Here is a 16,303-nt window from a genome sequence, read left to right on the forward strand (position 1 = left end):
CCGGTCTTCCACGCCTCGCCCCTAAGCGCTTGTCCCCGGTGTATTAGCTGGGCTAGACTCCCTCCATCCCTTCTTCCACAGGATAAATCATGGCCCTTGCCCTCATCCAGACGCTGGCGATCCTGCTCAATGTGGCATGGTGGATCATCATCGTGCAGGCGATCCTGAGCTGGCTCATCGCGTTCAATGTGATCAACATGAGCAATGACATCATGCGCAGCATCTGGATCGCGCTCGATCGACTGACGGAACCGCTCTACCGGCCGATCCGGCGCATCATGCCCGATCTCGGCGCGCTTGATCTCTCGCCGATGGTCGTGCTCATCATCATCATCATCCTGCAGGGGCCGGGCCTGACCGCGCTGGCGTCCCTGCTGCTCTGACGGCGCGTGCCGGTCCGCCGCGACGGCGCCGATCTCATGCTCGCCGTCCGGCTCACGCCGCGCGCGGCCCGCGAGCGGATCGGCAGTACTTTCGCGGACGCGCATGGCCAGCGCTGGCTGCAGGTCAGCGTCACTGCGCCGCCGGACAAGGGCCGGGCCAACGCGGCGCTCATCGCGCTGCTCGCCAGGCGGCTCCGGCTGCCACAATCATCGATTTTACTGGAGACAGGCGATACCAACCGGCTAAAGCGCCTGCGGCTCACGGGCGCAGATCCGGGGGCTGAAGAGTCTTTGAGAGATATTGCCGGACAGGAGCGTAGCACAGCATGACTTTGGGCAAGGAAATCGACGGCAAGGCTTTCGCGGCGGGGCTGCGGGGACGCATCGCAGATATCGTGCCGGGTTTCGTGGCCCAGAAGGGCCGCAAGCCGGGCCTTGCCGTGGTGCTGGTGGGCGAGGATCCGGCCAGCAGTGTCTATGTGCGCTCCAAGGGCAAGGCGACGGTCGAGGTCGGCATGGAGAGCCTGGAGTTCAAGCGCCCCGCGACGATCAGCCAGGAAGAGCTGATCGAACTGGTCGAGGAGCTGAACGCCGATGACAGTGTCGACGGCATTCTCGTCCAGTTGCCGTTGCCCAAGCATCTCGACGATGCGGCGGTGATCGCCACGATCGATCCTGCCAAGGATGTCGACGGTTTCCATGTCGTCAATGCCGGCAAGCTGGCGGTGGGCGATCCCACGGCGCTGGTGCCATGCACGCCGCTTGGTTGTCTGATGCTGCTGAAGGACGAACTCGGCGATCTGTCCGGCAAGGAAGCGGTGGTCATCGGCCGCTCGAACATTGTCGGCAAGCCGATGGCGCAGCTTCTGCTTGGCGAGAGCTGCACGGTGACCATCGCGCACAGCCGCACGCATGATATCGCCAGCGTCGTGCATCGCGCGGACATCGTCGTCGCGGCGGTGGGCCGGCCGGAGATGGTCAAGGGAAGCTGGATCAAGCCCGGCGCCACGGTCATCGATGTCGGCATCAATCGCGTTCCTGCCGAAGAGGAAGGCAAGACGAAGATCGTGGGCGATGTGGCCACGGCCGAGGCGATCAATCATGTCGCGGCGATCACGCCCGTGCCGGGCGGGGTCGGTCCCATGACCATTGCCGTCCTGCTGCGTAACACGCTGGTCGCGGCGCATGTCCGTGCCGGCCTGCCGGTGCCCGAGGGGCTTTGATCGGCCGGGCTGCCTCCTTCGCGGCCTGCGCGCTGCTGCTCGGCGCGACCACGGTCGCGGCCGACGCGCAGCAGCGCCGGCCGCGCGGCGCGCCCAGTGCCAATCCCAGCGCCATCGTGTCGGCGGAGCTCGCCTTTGCCCGGCTGGCGCGGGAGAAGGGGCAGTGGACGGCCTTCCGCGAAACGGCGGAAAAGGATGCGGTCATGTTCGTGCCGGACGCGGTGAACGCGCAGACCTGGCTACGGAAACGTGCCGATCCTCCCGAAACCGTCTCCTGGCGTCCCGATCGCGTCTTCGTGTCGTGCGACGGCACCTATGCCCTCTCCACCGGACCTTGGAGCGGGCCGAATGATACCGCTGGCAGCTTCTACACCGTGTGGCGCCGCCAGAAGAATGGCGACTACAAGTGGGTTCTGGATTTCGGCACCACTAAGCCGCCCCCGGCGCAGGAAGAAGGCGTCATCGAGGGCAAGGTCGCGACCTGTGCGGGCGGCCCACGGCCGGACCGGCGCGGGGATGATCCCGCGCGTGCACCCGTGCTGATCGCCAACCCGCCGCCGCTTTCGGGCGAGGGCCAGTCCGCAGATGGTTCGCTGCGCTGGCGCTGGGCGCGCGAGGAGAAGAACCGCGTGTTCGAGCTGTTCATGCGGCAGGCCGATGGCGAGCAATCCGTCCTGCGCGTGGTCGAGCCGGTCGCGGAGACGGCTCCATGATCGAGTTGTTCCTCTCCGCTTTCGTCACCTTGTTCGTGGTGATCGATCCGCCGGGCTGCGCGCCGATCTTCTACGGCCTGACCACGGATGCGACATCGGCGCAGCGGCGGCGCATGGCGATCCGCGCCGTCCTGGTCGCGACGTTCATTCTCGTCGGCTTTGCCGCAGTTGGCGAGCAGCTGCTGCGCGCGCTCGGCATCAGCCTGGAGGCTTTCCGGATCGCCGGCGGTATCATGCTTTTCTTCATTGCCATGGACATGGTGTTCGAGAAGCGGACCCAGCGTCGCGAGGACCGGGCCCAGAAAGTGAAGGAGACGCCCGAGATCGAGGACGTCTCCGTCTTCCCCATGGCCATGCCCATGATCGCGGGTCCGGGCTCCATCGCCACGGTCATGCTCCTGATGGCACGGGCAGATGGCGCGCCGGAGAGCTTCGCCGTGCTGGCCGCACTGGCCGCCAATCTCATCCTCATGATCCTCGCGCTGCTGGCGGTCGGGCCGATCATGCGGCTGTTCGGCGGGCAGGTGGAAGCCGTCATCACGCGCCTTCTGGGCGTGATCCTGGCCGCGCTCGCCGTCCAGTTCGTGCTCGACGGGCTGGAGGGCAGCATCCTGTAGCGGCCCGGCGGGGATTTCCCGCTGCGGGCCGCTCGGGCGCTGCTTACTGTTTGCCGGCTACCGAATAAGTGATCGCGGCGTTGCGGGTCTTCTGGAACTCGGGAACCGAAAGACCGCGGAAAGCGGCGTAGACGTCGATATTCCCGATGCCCAGCACGGCCGCCATCTTCTCCAGCATGAAGAAGATCACGCCGTAATGGATCATGCCGATCCAGTCGCGGTTTCGGATGAGGCTCTTCTCCTCTTCCGTGAGGTCCGATTCCGCAAACAGCCCCTCCGGATCCTCGACGAAGCGCTTGCGGAAGTCCGGCTCTATGAGGCGGTGCAGGAAGTGATTGATGCGGAAGCCCTTCACGGCCCTGTCGATGGTGAAGGGATATGTGCCCTCGATCTCCTCGACGCCGGCCAGTTCGCGCTTCGCCCGGGCGCGCAGTGCCTCGTCGCTTTCCGCTGGCGGCGCGGCATCGCCCTGGTCCTCGAAGAGCATGGTCGCGATGGCCGTCATGGAGGGGAGGAAATAGCTCTGGTGCAGCGTCTTCACTTCCGGCGAGAGCGCGCCGCGCATCAGCAGCCACATCACTACTTCCGCACCTTCCCAGCCGCCCTTCTTCGCCAGGTCGGTCACGGTCGCGCCGAGCAGCGATTCGGGGTCGTTGGCGAGGCGCTCCATGAACTCCATGTCCCACTCGGTGTTGTTGAAGCCCGCGCGCTCGCCATGGACCTGGTGTGAGAGGCCGCCTGTGCCGGCGATCGCGACCTTGATGTCCCTGGGATAGCTCTGGATCGCGCGGCGCAGTGAGCGACCGAAGTTCCAGAAGCGCCGCGCCTTGGGGATGGGGTGCTGCAGCACGCCGCACTGGAGCGGCACGATCCGGCATGGCCAGCCATGCTCATGCGGCAGCAGCACGGACAGCGGCGAGAAGGCCCCGTGATCGAGCCCCATGCCCTGCCAGTAGGCAAGGTCGAATTCGTCGGCGACGAGGCACTCTGCGATATGTTTGGCGAGCTCGGGATCGCCCTTAATCGGCGGCAGGTCGCGCTGGCCGCCGCCTTCGTCCGCAGGCGAATATTCCTCGCCCACGCCCAGCGCGAAATGCGAATAATGCTCGAAAAAGGAGGTCATGTGGTCATTGTAGACGTAGAAGGTCACGTCCGGCTTCTGCTCGGCCAGCCACTGCTTTACCGGCTCGAAACCCTGGAAGATCGGCGCCCAGACCGGATCGTCATATTTGTTCGCATCGTGGGCGAACGCGATGGTGGGCGTATGCGAGACGGCGAAACCGCCGATGATCTTTGCCATATGACCTCTCCTGCATGTTCGGCTTCCGGGTCCGCCCGGTGCTGAGCAATGCCGGCAGACTGCCGAACTTCTGTATGTGACACAAACGAAATTTTTTCGAATGGGCAGTGCGTGAAACCGGCCGGAAAATCCGGTCACTCCGGGCCGTCCACGGCCAAGCTCTGTCCTTGATCCGGCGCAAGGCGCGGACCTTTGTCGATCTCGAGCGCCTGAGAGGGGAACGGCGCGACGAGCCGCCGGGCCGTTCTCCAGTCTTCGCGCAGCCAGTGTTCCTGATCCTCCCTATGCAGGATGACCGGCATGGAGCGGGGATTGATCGCCCCGAGCAGCCTGTTCGGCTCGCATGTCAGAAGTGCGAAGCTCTGCACCTCGCTATCGCGCCACAGGCCGGCAAAGGCGAAGGGTCGCGATCCGGGCAACGAAACCCGGTGGACAGCATGTTTCCCGGTGCGCGGGTCCACGGCCTGCGACCAGATCTGGAAGGATGTGGCCGGTATGAGGCATCGAAAGGCCGTGTGGCGCAGTGAACCGATCCAGAACGGGCTGTCGAGATTGCGGACATACGCGACGGGCGGCTCCCCGGCGAGCATGGCAAGCGGCGCGGGCGGCACGCCCCACAGGCGCGGCACCATGCGGCGCCCGCCCCGCGCCGTGCCGATGATGACAGGTGCGAAGCGGCCCGGCGCCACATAGCCGCCCGCCCATGGGTCCTCGCCGCGATCGGCGCTGAACATGGCCGCGACCGCTTCGGCCGGTGCATCGAGGCGGTAGAGACGCGTCATGCGGGGCACCGCTCCGGGCAAAAGGCAGGATCGCGCTCGAAAGCCTTGCGCGGCCCCGCGGCCATTGCCAGACAGGAGCCATGAGTGATCCGCAAGCCCGCGCTCTCATCGAGCGTCTGCAGCTTCAGCCGCATCCCGAAGGCGGCTGGTACCGGGAGACATGGCGGGCCGGGGCGGCGCCCGGCGCGCGGGCCGGCGCGACGGCGATCCATTTCCTGCTGGAGGCGGGGCAACGGTCCCATTGGCACAAGGTGGATGCCACGGAAATCTGGCTCTGGCATGCAGGCGATCCTCTTCTGCTCTCCACCGCACCGGGCGAGAGCGGCCCCATAACCTCCCTGCGTCTCGGCGGCGATGCGCTTTGCGGACAGGTGCCGCAGCATGTCATTCCGCCGGATTGCTGGCAGGCGGCCGAGGCGGATCAGGGCTGGACGCTGGTGTCCTGCATCGTGTCGCCGGGCTTCGAGTTCGCCGGGTTCACGCTTGCCGAACCCGGCTGGGCGCCGCGCGGCTGAGCGGAGGCGTTTCAGAACAGGCTGCCCTGCACGGGCTCCGGCGAGCGGAGTGGCCAACGGGCGACCACATCGTGCCGGTGCAGGCCGACGAAGCTGTGGATCCGCACGAAGTCACGCACGGGCCACCCGAACCCGGTCACTGGCCGGGAAAAGGGCTCGCCCTTGCGATAGCAGAGCGTTTCGTGCGGGCTGAATGCCCAGTCCGGCCGCAGGGCAACATCATGCTCGGCCATGGCCGAAACGATCCGCGCCTGGAGATCCACCAGCGGCGCCACGGTCCTGCCCGGCCGCAGCGCGATGGTGTGCCGGCCGGCTGACAGTCGGTCGAGCGACAGATCGAACGGCGCGGCGCGCACCGTGTCGCCCGCCCGCCGCAGCGCTTCGATGAGCGGCGCGGGCGCATCTGTCCTGTCGGGCGTCAGCGCCAGCGTGACGTGCAGGCGCTCCGGCTCGAGCAGGCCTGTCTGCCCGCACTCGCTTTCGGCGAAGGCATGGGTCCGCCGGGCCGTCACCGGATCGGGCCGGAGCGCGAAGAAGAAGCGATGCGCCGTCAGGCTCGGAGCGCCGGTGGCGGGAGGAATCAGGTTCATGATGTTCTTATTATGTTCTAAACGACGGCGGAGTCCATCCTTCATGGCGTCTTCAGTGCCGTGCCGGCTCACGCAAAGCTGAACCCCGAGATCGCGCTCTCCATCACCACCGCGCCGAAATCCTGTCGGCCGGGTGACGACGATGCGCCGGCCGCGACCATGAGCGGCAGCAGATGCTCCGCGCGCGGGTGGCTGGCGCGGGCATAGGGCGCGTCCTTCCAGTGGATCAGCCGCTCCGCGCGGGCGTCCGCCGGTGCAAGCGCGGCCTGCGTCAGCCACTGGTCGAACAGCGTGGAGGGCTCCAGCGCGCGCGGATCGCCATAAGCGCGCAGATTGTGAAAACTCATGCCCGAGCCGATCACGAGCACATTTTCCTCGCGAAGGGCCGCGATCGCCTCGCCGGCCCGGATGTGCAGCGCCGGGTCGAGGCTTGCGTCGAGCGACATCTCGACGAGCGGAATGTCCGCCTCGGGAAAAGCGACTTTCATCGGGATGAAGACGCCATGGTCAAGGCCCCGGTCGGGATCGATCGTCGCTTCCAGCCCGGCAGCCCGCAGCAGGTCTGCCGCCCGTTGCGCCAGCCAGGGTGCGCCGGGCACGGGATAAGCAATTTCATAGGTCTCGGGCGGGAAGCCGTAATAATCGTAGATCAGGCCCGGTCGCTCCGCGCCGGTGAGTGCGAAGCCCGTCGTCTCCCAATGGGCGGAGATGAGCAGGATTGCCTGCGGCCGCCGGGGGAGGCGTGTCGTCATATCGCGCAGATAGTTCTCCATCTCACGCCAGATGCCGCGCGGATCCGGCATGAAGAAGCAGGGGCCTCCGCCATGGGGAATGTAGAGGCTGGGCTGCGGCGTGGTCTTATCGTTCGTCATGGACCTTATGTGGCGTGTGCCGGGGTCGGGGAAAAGGGGGTCACTCCTCCGGCCTGGACGCCGCGCCTTCGTCGGCCGGCGAGTCCTCCTCGAGGCTCGACGGGTCGAAGTCCTCGAGGTTTTCGCCGGAGTTCAGTCGGTCGATCACCCGGCGCGCGAAGGCCGAGCCCGATCCGCCGTGCGGATTGTAGGCGACCGGCCCCAGCGTGACGACCGCCTCGTCATAATGTTTGTCGCGGATCTGCTGGAAGGCGAGCTGCTGACGCAGGCCGAGATCGAAAGGGGCGAGCTCGACGGCCCGCTGCAGCGCCTGCACCGCCGTGTCGGTGGGAGTGACGCCTTGCCCGACGAACGCCAGATAATAATAGACCAACGGCAGGGGATGGTCGTTCTCCAGCTTGTTGAGCGCGAGGAAGGGGGCGCGCGCCGCGCGATAGGCGGCTTCCGGGTCCTCGGCCTTCTCGGCCTTGCGGAACAGTGAGAGACCTTTCTGGACATAGGCATTGACTTGCCGAGGATCGATGGCGAGCGCGGCGTCGGCTGCGCGGATCGCGGCATCATCGTCGCCCGCGTCGTGCGCCGCCTCGGCAAGGGCGGTCAGCACGGCCGCATCGCCCGGGTAGCGCGCGGCGATGGCCTTTGATTCGGTGAACATTTGCCCCGCTTCCTCTTCCGTCACGCCGAGCTGCGAGCGGATGCGGATCGGCATGATGGCTGCCTCGCCGTCGCCCAGTTCGCGCAGCGCCACCGGGCTGGCCTGGATCAGCGCGGGAGAGAGGTGAATGTAGCTGAGCCGGGGCCGCTTCATATATTGCTCGACATAGCGCTCCAGCACATCGAGATCGCCGAAGGCTTCCTGCGCGGCGTCCACGGAGCGCTTGCCGCTCTGGAGCAGCGAGAGATATTTCTTGAGCTGCCCGCTGCGGCTCTTCTCCAGCGACAGATAATGATAGAGCAGCCAGGACTTGCCGTAATAAGCGTCGTAGCCCCGGCGGTTCTTCTTCTTCTCGTAGCTTTCCGGGTCCAGCAGGTCGCGCGCGGTGACGTCCGGCACGTAGAAAAGCTCTGCCGCCCGGTGCCGGGCCGGCATGCCGAGCATCACCGTGCCGTCCCGGCTGAACTGCGCCGAGGCGAAGAATTCCGCCGAACCTTCCATGAACCAGAGCGGCCAGGGAAACTGGGCGATCGAATAAAGGAAGTGATGCGTATATTCGTGGAGCAGCGCGATCATCGAGAAGTCGAGCCGGCCCGTGCCGGTGTTGACACGGGGCGTGACCGCGATCGAGGCGCCTGCGCGCGGCTTGTAGAAAGCGTAGACGAAGCCGGAGTTGTCGCGCGCCAGCTTGCGTACCTCCCGCTCGTTCTTCACCACGAATATGGTGACGCGATTGGAGGGGCTGGGCGGCTCCTTGCCCGCGTTCAGCAGGAAGGCCATGCCGCTGTGATAGCGTTCAAGCTGGTCCGAGAACTGGCGCAGCTCCTCTTCCGTGTCGTTGGCGTAGATGACGAAGTGGGCGGACGAGGCTTCGAGCCATTTGGCCTGCGCGGCGGCAGGCATCACCAGCATGGCGATAAGCAGCAGGAGCATCCTGCCCATAGCAAAAACCCCCCTTTGCTGCGGCAATGGCCGGCTTTCTCCTAACCGCTCCCGGTGCGGCCGACAACTCCCGGCAAAGCGGGGTCGGTCAGGCTGTTGATCGATTGTAGCGATCAGACTGCGCATCTTTGCTTTCTTGAAGTTGATAATCGTTCGCAATAAATAGGAGCCCTTCCACAAGGGACCTCCGCCATGCCGCGCGACCTGCTCAAGACCTTCACTTATCTGTCGATCCACCTCATCGTCGGCTTCTCGGTGGCTTATGCCTTCACCGGTTCGGTGGGCCTTGCCGGCGGCATTGCCCTCATCGAGCCCTGCATCAACGCCGTGGCCTTCTTCTTCCACGAGAAGGCATGGAAGCGGGCCGATGCGCGCGCGGTCCGCCCGGGCTCGACTCTGGATCCCTTCTTGCGCGACGCCGTGGCGCATGGTTGAAGCCCCCCGAATCACTGCGGCGCCGGTGCCGGATGATTTTCTCGCGCCGCCCGCCACCAAAAGCGGTGCCGGGCATTGAGGGGCCATGAAACTCCAGATCCACGCCACGCTCGACTATTCCGTCCCGGCGCCCACTGACCTGCTCCTCCATGTCGAGGCCGCGCATCTGCCCGAACAGGCGGTGTCGGACGCCGTGATCCAGCTCGGTGAGCACGAGCATTTCGCGCGGGTGCCCGCGCAGGATAACATTGGCGAGCGCATCTCCCTGCGCGTCGCCGAGCGGCTGAGCGTCGATTACCGCGCCACCGTGGACATCAACCGGAAGCTGGCGGACATCTCGGGGCTGGAAGCCGTGCCGCCGCACCTTCTGCCCGGCCCCACCGTGCCTTATCTGCTCGACAGCCTCTATTGCCCGGCCACCCGCTTCCGCAGCTTCGTGGAAGGCGAGTTCGGCCCGCTGAGCGGGGGCGCGCGCATTGCGGCGCTGCGCGATTATATCCACCAGCGCTTCCGCTATGTCCCCGGCTCCAGCACGCCGCAGACCGACGCGATGGACACCTTCGTGCAGCGCGAGGGCATCTGCCGGGATTTCGCGCATCTGCTCGTCACGCTCGCCCGCGCCTCGACCATCCCGGCGCGCTTCGCCAGCGTCTATGCCCCCTCGGTCAATCCGCCCGATTTCCATGCCGTCGCGGAAGTCTTCCTGGATGGCGAGTGGCATCTGGTGGATGCGACCGGGATGGCGCAGGAAGGCGAGATGGCCAAGATCGGCATCGGGCGGGACGCGGCCGACGTCGCATTTCTCACGGCCTTCGGGTTCGCCAACATGGTCGGCCAGAGCGTGGAGGTCACGGCCCTGTAGCGCTCGGAGCGGGCGCCTTTGCCGCCCTCCGGCACTGGACATCGCCGCTGCCAGCGGCCATGCCGCCCCGGACGCGTGGGGCGGGAAGGACCAGGGCATGAGCGACAGCGAAGAAGACTATGTCTATGACGAGGCGAGCGGCGAGTGGATGCCGGCCTCGCAACTGGCGGCGCAGCGCGCGGCAGCAGACACCGTGGAAGTGCGGGACGCGGTGGGCAATCTCCTCGCCGATGGCGACCAGGTGACGCTCATCAAGGACCTGGAGGTCAAGGGCGCGGGCCAGACGCTCAAGCGCGGCACGCTCATCAAGTCCATCCGCCTCACTGGCGACCCCCAGGAAATCGACTGCAGGTTCGAGGGCATCAAGGGCCTCGTGCTGCGCGCCGAGTTCGTGAAGAAGCGCTGAGCGGCTTTTTATCTGCGGCACCGGCCCGCTCCCCCACCCGGCCACCCATATCATACTGCCGTTGGGTGGCCGGGTGGGGGAGCGGGCCGGTGCCGAATGGAACTGCGCCCCCGACGCGCCGCTCCCGAAGACTCTCAGGGCGCCTTGTCGCCCTCGAAGGGATATTTGCCTGACCAGCCGCAGCCATGGCGCAGCGCGGCCTCGCCCATCTGTAGCGTGACGACGAAGGGATAGGTCCGGTCGGACATGCCGTCGCTGCACGCGCCTGGCGTCACGGCCATGGTGATGCCCGTGCCGTCGATCGTGCCGCTGTAGGAGAAGCCGCCGCGCCCGTTGAAGCGGGCGAGCGCCACGCGCTGGCCTTCCGGGCGCTCCGGCGTCTTCCAGATCATCGTCTCGCCCCTGATCTCGCCGGACCAGAAGGGCTCCGTGCCGACGATGCGCAAGATATCGTCCGGCGCCACGCCTTCATAAGGCTGGGTATCGCGCCGATCGCCGGGGATCTCCGCACCGTTCGTCCCGCCGGCGTGGCAGGCGGCGAGCGCTGCGGGAAGCGCCAGCGCCATCACCAGAGCGCGCGCACGTCCCTTTCGCGCGGGATTTGCGGGGGTGGCGGCAGCGGCGGGGCGCAGCGGGCGGCCGGCGGGGACGATGGCGGTGCGTGTCATGCCGCGCCTATGCCATGGGCAGGGCAGGCTGGAACAGGGGGAATGCGCGGGGCCGGGGGCGGGGGCGCCTCGAGCCCCGGAAGTTCACGAAGATGACGACACGGGGGCATCATCTTCCGCTCCCTCATCTTCCGCGTCCTCATCTTCCGCTTCCACCTCTTTCATGAAAGCCTCCCAGTCCCAGTCTTCCGTTTCCGACGTTTTCGAGTGGTCGGCCTTGGGCTTCTGCGGCTTGTACGCGTTCCTGAGTGTCTCGAACTGGGCCCAGAAGCGCCCGATCTCCTCGACCGTCGACAGGCGCGGCCGATAAGGCTCGTGTTTCGGGAGCGGCTCGCCCGCGTCATACGCATGGCCGTCCTTGAGCATACGCAGCAGCAGACGGGAGAAGTCGAGCACTACCGCATCGGGATCATCGCGCTCGAATATATGTTGGTCGTTAAACTTGCCGTAGCGGATGGGATCGCGATAGCGCAGCAGGAAACGGGTGAGATTCTCGTCATAATAGCGCCGCTCGCCGATCTGCTCGCCCTGGAAGAAGACCGGGCGCGCCACGCCGTTCAACGCGCGGCTGAAGGCGGCATCGGACAGGCGCTGGACGGCATGATCCAGCGCCGCCTCCCATGCGAAGCGGAAGCTCTGCGCATCAAGGCGCGCGCGCAGGGCATAGGCCGAGTTGACCGACATGCCGACCCGCGCGCACGCCTCCGTGACGCAGCCGCTCTCGGCCAGTGCCTGGATGAAGGTCATTTGCCTTTCCGCTGTCCAGCCATCATGACGCTTGCGCACGATGACGGGCTCGAAGGCGAAATCGGGCTCATCGGGGCCATGGAAGCCGGCCCGGGGCTGCTTGTGCTTGCTCATGCGTGCATGGGGCCATGAAAAGGGCCGTGTAGGACAGCTTTTTCGACGGAGACCGCGCGCAGGGCTGGGCAGGCGCCGGGGGCTGGCGCGAGAACGAGGCGCCAGAGCCAGCCGCCAGAGACAGCCGCCTGACTCAGGCGCCGGGCTCAGGCAAGCGTGAGGAAAATCTCCGCCTCGATCACCCATTGCCCGGCAACCTCGCGCCACTTGGCGGTGTAGAGGCCGGATGCGGCGACATCCTCCGTGCCCGCCGCCATGCCCCGCCATTCGCCCTGTTCCAGCGCGATCGGCTCGGCAGCCGAGGCCGTGATGACAGTGGACCGGCGCACATAGACGAGGCGGTGCTGCGCGGCAAACTCGCGCTGCCAGACCTTCACCTGCGCCGCGCGCCCAGCAATGACGGCGCTGTCCGTGCCCGTGACCATCACGCAATCCCTCGCGAGAAGCGGGCCGATGGCGGCGGCGTCGCCGTCCGCAATGGCCCGATTGAACGCGGCGCGGCGGGCGCGGATGGCGAGGTCTGCGGGGGTGGTCAATGAATGTCGAGCCCGGTTGTCATCAGATTGATCGTTCCTCATCAGAGAACAAAGCCACCAATGGGGTATTGATATAGTAATTGTTGCGCCCCGACTGATGCTTGATCAACAGCCCGGCCTCCGCAAGCTGATCGAGATAGCGAGCGGCGGTCTGTCTGGTGACGTTCAGGTCTTGCTGAACATATTCGATTCGGGTGTATGGGTGACGGAAAAGGTTGTTCAGAAGATCCTGCGAATAGATGCGGGGATGATCCGTCCTCAGGCGGTTCTTGTAGTCGGCCATGAGGCCGCGAATGCCTTCGATCAGGTCCAGCGTCTCCCGGGCTGTATCGCCGACAGCACGCAGCATGTAGATCAGCCATTCTTCCCATTCACCGGTTTCGCGCACGGTTTGGAGCAGGCGATAATAGTCTGCTTTTCGGGCGGTGATCGCTCGGCTGAGATAGAGAATGGGAATGTCGAGCAGGCCCTGACGGGTCAGATAAAGGACATTGATGATGCGCCCGATGCGACCGTTTCCGTCCGGAAAGGGGTGAATGCTTTCGAACTGATGATGGATGATAGCCATCTTCACCAGCGGGTCGAGGTCGCTTTGGTCGTCATCGTTTATGAAGCGCTCAAGCTCGGTCATCTGGCGAACGACATCTGTGCCATCCTGCGGCGGAACATAGACGATGTGGCCGCTTGCCTCGTTGAGCAGAGCCGTGCCGGGCGCGTTCCGGAAGCCTCCTGTCGTACGCTTGAGCACCCGGAACATGGCGATCATAGCGTTGTTGCTGAGGATGCCCTGCTGCTCCCTCAGCCTGTCGAAACCGCAGCGCAACGCATCACGATAGAGGGCGACTTCCTTGGCGGCCGGAGACCCGGGATGATCCGGGAACAGGCTGGCCTGAAACATTTCGTCCTGAGTGGTGACAATATTCTCGATCTCGGAACTCGCCTTGGCCTCCTGAAGCGAGAGCGTATCGATCAATATGCCTTGATTGGGAATGGCGGCTGCCCGGCCCTTGAGCTCAGCAAGATAACGATGGGCCCTTGCCGCTTCCCGCAGCACGGCATGGGTTTCAATGGCGCCGGAAGGCGGCAGGGCTGGGATAGCATAGGTGGGCTTGAGCGCCATATCATCCTGGTCATGTTTGAGGGGTTCGCGCAGAACGAACATATCAAAAAAATGTGTTAAAGAAACGGGAATATATTAACACGTCTTTCTGAAAGGGCGGTGCTCCGGGTGACACCTTTAAAGAGAGGCGTCCACATCCTCTGTCTGGATGGACCGGATCAGAGTGCATAAATGCATTAACCCGTCACTATCATTTTCCAGCTTAGGCTCCGGCAGCCTGTCCAAACGGTGCAGGTCTCGGTATTTCGGAGCCTTCGATGCCGTACGAGATCATCGCCTTGATCGACAAGCCCTGGCTGCTGCTGGCCGTTCTGGCCGTCGGTGCGGGACTGGGCATGCTGACGGAGCGGCTTGCCGAAAAGGCCAACAAGACTGGGCGCAAGGCTTGGTGGCAGACCAAGAACAGGAGCAAGTTCAGGACCCGAAATTCCGGCAACGGTGCGCTCGGCGCCGAGATTGCGGCCCTCAAGGGAGCGCCTTCTGCTCGACGGTTCCCGGACGCATCCGATCAGCTGCGTATCGTTCTGGGCGCACAATTTCGCGCAAGGCCGCTGCTTAACAAGCCGGAGCAACGTCTGCTTGCCCATCTTGACCGGACGCTGGCGCGTGAAGCGCCGGATTGGCGAGCAATGGCGCAGGTCTCGCTCGGCGAGATTCTGGCGAGCGAGGACCGCGAGGCCTTTCTGGCTATCAATTCAAAACGGGTCGACTTTCTGCTTGTCGACGCGGCCTCCCGGCCACTGCACGCCATCGAGTTTCAGGGGACGGGTCATCATCAAGGCAGCGCGGCAGCGCGCGACGCCGTGAAGCGGGAGGCGCTCCGCCGTGCAGGCATCGGCTATGTGGAGATCGCCAGCGGCGACACGCCGGCGGAACTCGGTGCAACCATCCGCAAGTTGCGCGAGAAGGCGAGCTGAGCCTCCTTCCCGCGCGACCTGCGGTGAGCGTCAGTCGTGCTCGCGGTCGCCGGCGCCGATGTATAGTTCGCGCCCGCCCTCGTTGTAGCGTTGCGCCATCTCCGCCATCCCGGCCTCGGCTTCCTCCGCAGCGATGAACCCGGTGCTCTCCTGATTCTGCTTCGCCGCAAACTCCCGCACTTCCTGCGTGATCTTCATCGAGCAGAATTTGGGCCCGCACATGGAGCAAAAATGCGCGGTCTTGGCGCCTTCGGCGGGCAGGGTCTGGTCGTGATACTGCTCCGCCGTGTCGGGATCGAGGCTGAGGTTGAACTGGTCGCGCCAGCGGAACTCGAACCTTGCGCGGGACAGCGCGTCGTCGCGGACCTTCGCCGCCGGGTGGCCCTTGGCGAGGTCGGCGGCGTGGGCGGCGAGCTTGTAGGTGACGACGCCGACTTTCACGTCGTCCCGGTCGGGCAGGCCGAGATGCTCCTTGGGCGTGACGTAGCAGAGCATCGCCGTGCCGTACCAGCCGATCATCGCGGCGCCGATGCCGCTGGTGATGTGGTCATAGCCCGGCGCGATGTCCGTGGTGAGCGGGCCCAATGTGTAGAAGGGCGCCTCGCCGCAGGCTTCGAGCTGCTTGTCCATATTCTGCTTGATCTTGTGCATGGGCACATGGCCCGGGCCCTCGATCATCACCTGCACGTCCTGCTCCCAGGCGCGCTTGGTCAGCTCGCCCAGCGTGTAGAGCTCGGCGAACTGGGCCTCGTCATTCGCGTCGGCAATGGCGCCGGGGCGCAGGCCGTCGCCCAGCGAATAGGCGATGTCATAGGCCTTCATGATCTCGGTGATCTCGTCGAAATGCTCGTAGAGGAAGCTCTCCTTGTGGTGCGCGAGGCACCATTTCGCCATGATCGAGCCGCCGCGCGAGACGATGCCGGTGACGCGCTTGGCGGTCAGCGGGATGTAGGGCAGGCGCACGCCGGCGTGGATGGTGAAATAGTCGACGCCCTGCTCGGCCTGCTCGATGAGCGTATCGCGGAAGATTTCCCAGCTCAGCTCCTCGGCGATGCCGCCGACCTTCTCCAGCGCCTGGTAGATGGGAACGGTGCCGATGGGGACGGGGGAATTGCGGATGATCCACTCGCGCGTGTCATGGATGTTGCGGCCGGTGGAGAGGTCCATCACCGTGTCCGCGCCCCAGCGGATCGACCAGACCATCTTGTCGACTTCGTTGGCGACGTCGCTGGCCACGGCCGAGTTGCCGATGTTCGCGTTGATCTTCACCAGGAAATTGCGGCCGATCGCCATCGGCTCGGATTCGGGGTGGTTGATGTTGCTGGGGATGATCGCGCGGCCGCGCGCCACTTCGTCCCGCACGAACTCGGGGGTGACGTAATCGGGGATCTCGGCGCCCCAGTCCTGCCCGTCACGCACATATTCGGCGAGGCGCTCGCGGCCGAGATTCTCGCGCTCGGCGACATATTCCATCTCCGGCGTGATGATGCCGCGGCGGGCATAATGCATCTGGGAGACGTTCGCGCCCGGCTTCGCGCGCAGGGGGCGCTGGACCACATTGGGGAAGGGGCGCACGCCGCCGGACCGGTCGGGGCCGAGCTGGCCATTGTCCTCCGGCTTCACCGCGCGGCCGTCATAGGCCTCGACGTCGCCCCGGCCGAGAATCCAGTCGCGGCGCAGGGCGGGCAGGCCGGCCATGATGTCGATGTTCGCCGCCGGATCGGTATAGGGGCCGCTGGTGTCATAGACACGGATCGGCGGCTCGCCGGACGAAGGCTCGAGGTGGATTTCGCGCATCGCCACGCGGATGCCGCTGCCGGACTTCGCCGCGACATGGATCTTGCGGCTGCCGCGGATGGGGCCGGTGGTGACGCCGATCTCGGTCTTGGCGGGAATGTCTGCCATG

At 65.5% G+C, this 16,303-nt stretch carries 20 protein-coding genes; 10 read left to right on the forward strand and 10 right to left on the reverse strand.

Translation table 11 applies throughout. From position 1 onward, the window contains the following. The first annotated feature begins 89 nt into the window (after window positions 1-89). The 5 genes from SLG_RS01610 to SLG_RS01630 are packed head-to-tail and all read left to right on the forward strand — an operon-like array spanning window position 90 to window position 2,936. The gene (locus SLG_RS01610) at window positions 90-383 is read left to right on the forward strand and encodes a YggT family protein (RefSeq protein ID WP_014074655.1); all 294 of its coding nucleotides are present in this window, start codon (window positions 90-92) and stop codon (window positions 381-383) included. A gap of 36 nt (window positions 384-419) precedes the next feature. Next, window positions 420-713 (forward strand): DUF167 family protein, encoded by a 294-nt coding sequence (locus SLG_RS01615; RefSeq protein ID WP_041392367.1) that lies wholly within the window; start codon window positions 420-422, stop codon window positions 711-713. After that, the gene (gene folD / locus SLG_RS01620) at window positions 710-1,606 is read left to right on the forward strand and encodes a bifunctional methylenetetrahydrofolate dehydrogenase/methenyltetrahydrofolate cyclohydrolase FolD (RefSeq protein WP_014074657.1); all 897 of its coding nucleotides are present in this window, start codon (window positions 710-712) and stop codon (window positions 1,604-1,606) included. Before SLG_RS01615 ends, folD begins: the two co-directional genes overlap by 4 nt. Further along, window positions 1,603-2,319 carry a hypothetical protein gene (locus tag SLG_RS20165; RefSeq protein ID WP_014074658.1) on the forward strand — a complete coding sequence of 239 codons (717 nt, stop codon included), beginning with the start codon at window positions 1,603-1,605 and terminating at the stop codon, window positions 2,317-2,319. Before folD ends, SLG_RS20165 begins: the two co-directional genes overlap by 4 nt. After that, window positions 2,316-2,936, forward strand: coding sequence for a MarC family protein (locus SLG_RS01630; RefSeq protein ID WP_014074659.1), 621 nt, complete (start codon window positions 2,316-2,318; stop codon window positions 2,934-2,936). The genes SLG_RS20165 and SLG_RS01630 overlap by 4 nt, the downstream gene beginning before the upstream one ends. A gap of 43 nt (window positions 2,937-2,979) precedes the next feature. Here SLG_RS01630 and SLG_RS01635 read toward each other — a convergent pair whose 3' ends face one another. After that, the gene (locus tag SLG_RS01635) at window positions 2,980-4,236 is read right to left on the reverse strand and encodes a gallate dioxygenase (RefSeq protein ID WP_014074660.1); all 1,257 of its coding nucleotides are present in this window, start codon (window positions 4,234-4,236) and stop codon (window positions 2,980-2,982) included. Window positions 4,237-4,370: 134 nt separating this feature from the next. Then, entirely contained in the window at window positions 4,371-5,018 is a 648-nt protein-coding gene (locus SLG_RS01640) for an SOS response-associated peptidase (RefSeq protein WP_014074661.1), read from the reverse strand. Window positions 5,019-5,098: 80 nt separating this feature from the next. On the opposite strand from SLG_RS01640, the gene SLG_RS01645 reads away from it, so the two are divergent. Then, window positions 5,099-5,533, forward strand: coding sequence for a cupin domain-containing protein (locus SLG_RS01645; RefSeq protein WP_014074662.1), 435 nt, complete (start codon window positions 5,099-5,101; stop codon window positions 5,531-5,533). A gap of 11 nt (window positions 5,534-5,544) precedes the next feature. Here SLG_RS01645 and SLG_RS01650 read toward each other — a convergent pair whose 3' ends face one another. The 3 genes from SLG_RS01650 to SLG_RS01660 all read right to left on the reverse strand — a co-directional run bounded on the left by SLG_RS01650 (window position 5,545) and on the right by SLG_RS01660 (window position 8,583). Beyond that, window positions 5,545-6,123 (reverse strand): 2'-5' RNA ligase family protein, encoded by a 579-nt coding sequence (locus SLG_RS01650; protein WP_014074663.1) that lies wholly within the window; start codon window positions 6,121-6,123, stop codon window positions 5,545-5,547. A 68-nt stretch (window positions 6,124-6,191) separates the two neighbouring features. Continuing rightward, window positions 6,192-6,995 carry a DODA-type extradiol aromatic ring-opening family dioxygenase gene (locus SLG_RS01655; protein ID WP_014074664.1) on the reverse strand — a complete coding sequence of 268 codons (804 nt, stop codon included), beginning with the start codon at window positions 6,993-6,995 and terminating at the stop codon, window positions 6,192-6,194. A gap of 40 nt (window positions 6,996-7,035) precedes the next feature. Next, the gene (locus tag SLG_RS01660; RefSeq protein ID WP_148276460.1) at window positions 7,036-8,583 is read right to left on the reverse strand and encodes a hypothetical protein; all 1,548 of its coding nucleotides are present in this window, start codon (window positions 8,581-8,583) and stop codon (window positions 7,036-7,038) included. A 201-nt stretch (window positions 8,584-8,784) separates the two neighbouring features. Between SLG_RS01660 and SLG_RS01665 the strand changes: the two genes are divergently transcribed. The 3 genes from SLG_RS01665 to SLG_RS01675 all read left to right on the forward strand — a co-directional run bounded on the left by SLG_RS01665 (window position 8,785) and on the right by SLG_RS01675 (window position 10,295). Then, on the forward strand, window positions 8,785-9,027 hold the full coding sequence (locus SLG_RS01665) for a DUF2061 domain-containing protein (protein WP_014074666.1): 243 nt from the start codon (window positions 8,785-8,787) through the stop codon (window positions 9,025-9,027). A gap of 85 nt (window positions 9,028-9,112) precedes the next feature. Further along, entirely contained in the window at window positions 9,113-9,889 is a 777-nt protein-coding gene (locus SLG_RS01670) for a transglutaminase-like domain-containing protein (RefSeq protein WP_014074667.1), read from the forward strand. 97 nt (window positions 9,890-9,986) lie between these two features. Next, entirely contained in the window at window positions 9,987-10,295 is a 309-nt protein-coding gene (locus tag SLG_RS01675; RefSeq protein WP_014074668.1) for an alkylphosphonate utilization protein, read from the forward strand. 134 nt (window positions 10,296-10,429) lie between these two features. On the opposite strand, the gene SLG_RS01680 is transcribed toward SLG_RS01675, so the two are convergent. From SLG_RS01680 to SLG_RS01695, 4 genes are all read right to left on the reverse strand, one after another. Then, complete coding sequence (locus SLG_RS01680; protein ID WP_014074669.1) at window positions 10,430-10,963, reverse strand: COG3650 family protein; 534 nt, start codon at window positions 10,961-10,963, stop codon at window positions 10,430-10,432. A gap of 84 nt (window positions 10,964-11,047) precedes the next feature. After that, window positions 11,048-11,824, reverse strand: a complete 777-nt coding sequence (locus SLG_RS20170) for a hypothetical protein (protein ID WP_014074670.1) — start codon at window positions 11,822-11,824, stop codon at window positions 11,048-11,050. A gap of 146 nt (window positions 11,825-11,970) precedes the next feature. Further along, entirely contained in the window at window positions 11,971-12,360 is a 390-nt protein-coding gene (locus SLG_RS01690) for a DUF4440 domain-containing protein (RefSeq protein ID WP_041391674.1), read from the reverse strand. 22 nt (window positions 12,361-12,382) lie between these two features. Continuing rightward, window positions 12,383-13,522, reverse strand: coding sequence for a Fic family protein (locus tag SLG_RS01695; RefSeq protein WP_014074672.1), 1,140 nt, complete (start codon window positions 13,520-13,522; stop codon window positions 12,383-12,385). A gap of 215 nt (window positions 13,523-13,737) precedes the next feature. Here SLG_RS01695 and SLG_RS01700 point away from each other — a divergent pair, with 215 nt between their 5' ends. After that, complete coding sequence (locus tag SLG_RS01700; RefSeq protein ID WP_014074673.1) at window positions 13,738-14,397, forward strand: DUF2726 domain-containing protein; 660 nt, start codon at window positions 13,738-13,740, stop codon at window positions 14,395-14,397. Between the two features lie 30 nt (window positions 14,398-14,427). Here the strand turns inward: SLG_RS01700 and thiC are convergent, their stop codons facing one another. Then, the gene (thiC, locus tag SLG_RS01705; RefSeq protein WP_014074674.1) at window positions 14,428-16,302 is read right to left on the reverse strand and encodes a phosphomethylpyrimidine synthase ThiC; all 1,875 of its coding nucleotides are present in this window, start codon (window positions 16,300-16,302) and stop codon (window positions 14,428-14,430) included. Window position 16,303: the final 1 nt, after the last annotated feature.

The organism is Sphingobium sp. SYK-6 (assembly GCF_000283515.1).
GTDB classification, from domain to species: Bacteria; Pseudomonadota; Alphaproteobacteria; order Sphingomonadales; family Sphingomonadaceae; genus Sphingobium; species Sphingobium lignivorans.

What these genes read in the sequence shown, in the direction of transcription:
- SLG_RS01610 (WP_014074655.1), top strand. Translation starts at nt 90, where the DNA reads ATGGCCCTTGCCCTCATCCAGACGCTGGCGATCCTGCTCAATGTGGCA.
- SLG_RS01615 (WP_041392367.1), top strand. Translation starts at nt 420, where the DNA reads ATGCTCGCCGTCCGGCTCACGCCGCGCGCGGCCCGCGAGCGGATCGGC.
- folD (WP_014074657.1), top strand. Translation starts at nt 710, where the DNA reads ATGACTTTGGGCAAGGAAATCGACGGCAAGGCTTTCGCGGCGGGGCTG.
- SLG_RS01630 (WP_014074659.1), top strand. Translation starts at nt 2,316, where the DNA reads ATGATCGAGTTGTTCCTCTCCGCTTTCGTCACCTTGTTCGTGGTGATC.
- SLG_RS01635 (WP_014074660.1), bottom strand. Translation starts at nt 4,236, where the DNA reads ATGGCAAAGATCATCGGCGGTTTCGCCGTCTCGCATACGCCCACCATC.
- SLG_RS01640 (WP_014074661.1), bottom strand. Translation starts at nt 5,018, where the DNA reads ATGACGCGTCTCTACCGCCTCGATGCACCGGCCGAAGCGGTCGCGGCC.
- SLG_RS01645 (WP_014074662.1), top strand. Translation starts at nt 5,099, where the DNA reads ATGAGTGATCCGCAAGCCCGCGCTCTCATCGAGCGTCTGCAGCTTCAG.
- SLG_RS01650 (WP_014074663.1), bottom strand. Translation starts at nt 6,123, where the DNA reads ATGAACCTGATTCCTCCCGCCACCGGCGCTCCGAGCCTGACGGCGCAT.
- SLG_RS01655 (WP_014074664.1), bottom strand. Translation starts at nt 6,995, where the DNA reads ATGACGAACGATAAGACCACGCCGCAGCCCAGCCTCTACATTCCCCAT.
- SLG_RS01660 (WP_148276460.1), bottom strand. Translation starts at nt 8,583, where the DNA reads ATGCTCCTGCTGCTTATCGCCATGCTGGTGATGCCTGCCGCCGCGCAG.
- SLG_RS01665 (WP_014074666.1), top strand. Translation starts at nt 8,785, where the DNA reads ATGCCGCGCGACCTGCTCAAGACCTTCACTTATCTGTCGATCCACCTC.
- SLG_RS01670 (WP_014074667.1), top strand. Translation starts at nt 9,113, where the DNA reads ATGAAACTCCAGATCCACGCCACGCTCGACTATTCCGTCCCGGCGCCC.
- SLG_RS01675 (WP_014074668.1), top strand. Translation starts at nt 9,987, where the DNA reads ATGAGCGACAGCGAAGAAGACTATGTCTATGACGAGGCGAGCGGCGAG.
- SLG_RS01680 (WP_014074669.1), bottom strand. Translation starts at nt 10,963, where the DNA reads ATGACACGCACCGCCATCGTCCCCGCCGGCCGCCCGCTGCGCCCCGCC.
- SLG_RS20170 (WP_014074670.1), bottom strand. Translation starts at nt 11,824, where the DNA reads ATGAGCAAGCACAAGCAGCCCCGGGCCGGCTTCCATGGCCCCGATGAG.
- SLG_RS01695 (WP_014074672.1), bottom strand. Translation starts at nt 13,522, where the DNA reads ATGTTCGTTCTGCGCGAACCCCTCAAACATGACCAGGATGATATGGCG.
- SLG_RS01700 (WP_014074673.1), top strand. Translation starts at nt 13,738, where the DNA reads ATGCCGTACGAGATCATCGCCTTGATCGACAAGCCCTGGCTGCTGCTG.
- thiC (WP_014074674.1), bottom strand. Translation starts at nt 16,302, where the DNA reads ATGGCAGACATTCCCGCCAAGACCGAGATCGGCGTCACCACCGGCCCC.